The sequence below is a fragment of the Prevotella sp. AM23-5 genome, assembly GCF_003473645.1.
Classification (GTDB): domain Bacteria; phylum Bacteroidota; class Bacteroidia; order Bacteroidales; family Bacteroidaceae; genus Prevotella; species Prevotella copri_A.
The window spans coordinates 1-2038 of the sequence record NZ_QUCG01000158.1 but is presented as its reverse complement, the minus strand read 5'-3'; the positions used below and the strand labels follow the sequence as shown (position 1 = coordinate 2038).

The window sequence follows — 2038 nt, the reverse complement described above, 5'->3', positions numbered from 1 at the left end:
TCGTTTATGATGTTTTCAATAGAAAACGGGTAAAGATAGACCGGAAAGCTTTTCTGAAGTCTCAATATAATTACTTTCGTAATTCAAATAGCATAAATGAGGCGATGACAGGAATATCGCTGGACTCGTCAGATTCTCAACGTAATTATGACTTAATAGAAAGAGAATAGAATATTAATTTTAAACAAGAAAAAGTTATGGAGAGAAAGTGTTTCATATTTCTATTTTTAACTTTTTATCTTATTGGCTTTGCCCAAAATAAGAAGATAGATACGGCTAATATGCTGTGTAGCTATGTATATGAATATCTTACGGATACGCTGTCTGGAGAACAACAGCGCAAGGAAGATTTGCTCTATCTGCAAATCGGAGCGAAGTGTTCTAAATGTTATAGCTATTATACTTATCAGTGTGATTCTCTGATGGCTTCTCCTAATGGCGATAAACTATGGGATAGCTTCTTGACGGAAGCGATAGGGAAGGGACTGAAAGGGAAGCAATTGTACAATGCCATACCACACCGCCGAATGACTGCTACCATCTATAAGAATTATCCGCAAGGGGAAATGACCATTACAGATTTCCTGTTGGGGCAATATTATCTTTATGGAGATTCCCTGAATGCGCAGGAATGGAATATGGAAAATGACAGCACGAAGATGGTGCTCGGTCATGAATGCCAAAAGGCTACCTGCTGCTTCCGGGGAAGACAATGGACAGCCTGGTTTGCCTTGGATGTTCCTGTAAGTGACGGTCCCTGGAAGTTCTGCGGACTCCCTGGCTTGATTATGGAAGTGTATGATAGGGGAAAGCAATACTATTTCTGTATCAATGGAATGCAGCAGGTTAGTGCAAAACCTATTACTTTTGGGGTACAGGATAAGGAATTCAAGCGCTTTCAGAAAACGACAAGAAAGGATTTCCTGCAATCAAAATATAAGTATCTGAAAAATTGGAACAGTATCAACGAGGCTTCAACGGGAATATCTCTGGGTGGTTCGGATGAGGCTCTGAAATATGATCTGATAGAAAAAGAATAAGTATCAACGTAAAGAGAGAACGGATTGGTTTCTCAAGAAGATAATTTATGAAGCAACTGTTTTTATATCTGTGGTTTATCTGTATGAGCACTTTGACCTATGCCCAGCAAGTCACCTTGTCGGGTAAGGTGGAAGATGCCTATACGGGCAACGGACTGCAGGGAGTGATGGTTACCATCCGACCTGCTGCCGGCAATAGAATCCTGAAGTTTACCAAGACGCAGGCAGATGGAAGTTTCCTGCTGTCGCTCAATGCTATTCCGGATGGTCGTAACGTGCTGCATTTCTCGATGATGGGATATGCTGTGAAAACCATTCCTTTGTCGAAGGATACTACTGTTTATCATGTGCTCCTGACGGAGCAGGCTACAAAGCTGAAGGATGTTGTGGTGAAGGCTCCAAGCATCCGGCAGCGAGGCGATACCATCTCCTACAATGTGGCAAGCTTTGCCGATGCCAACGACAAGAGTCTGGCTGATGTCTTGAAGAAGATGCCGGGAATGGAGGTGTCGGACAAGGGAGAAATCAAATATAACGGAAAGGCTATCAATAAGTTTTATATCGAAGGACATGATATGCTCGGCGGCCGCTATTCCATCGCCACCAACAATATCCATCAGAAGGATGTCGGTTCGGTAGAGGTGATGACCAATCATCAACCAATCAAGGCTTTGGAAGATATGTCGTTTTCGCAAGACCCTGCCATCAATATCAAACTGAAGGAATCTGCCAAGAGTCGTCTGGTAGGAACGCTGAAAGCAGGTGGCGGTATGGAGCAGAAGAAAGGGGAGAAGTTTGGTAAGCTGAATGTCTGGGAAGGCGAGATGTCGTTGATGCGCTTTGCCAAGAAAGCCCAGTCACTCAATACCTTCAAGAGTAATAATATAGGTACGGATGTAACCGGTGAAGGCAATCTCCTCTTTTCGGATGATGGTACTGGAGTGATGGGAAATTCTTATAATCTGAAAGATTACGTGAATGTTACGCCCGACCAGCTG

2 protein-coding genes are annotated in these 2038 nt (G+C 43.1%); both read left to right on the top strand.

What is annotated here, in order from left to right; genetic code table 11:
- Positions 1–197: 197 nt before the first annotated feature.
- The gene (locus tag DW657_RS17235; RefSeq protein WP_118313564.1) at positions 198–1040 is read left to right on the top strand and encodes a GLPGLI family protein; all 843 of its coding nucleotides are present in this window, start codon (positions 198–200) and stop codon (positions 1038–1040) included.
- Positions 1041–1087: 47 nt separating this feature from the next.
- The coding region (locus DW657_RS17230; RefSeq protein WP_147381999.1) for a carboxypeptidase-like regulatory domain-containing protein at positions 1088–2038 on the top strand (951 nt) is incomplete at its 3' end.

Bases quoted from the DNA above. Each gene is read 5' to 3' on its own strand.
- DW657_RS17235 (WP_118313564.1), top strand. From the start codon at position 198: ATGGAGAGAAAGTGTTTCATATTTCTATTTTTAACTTTTTATCTTATT.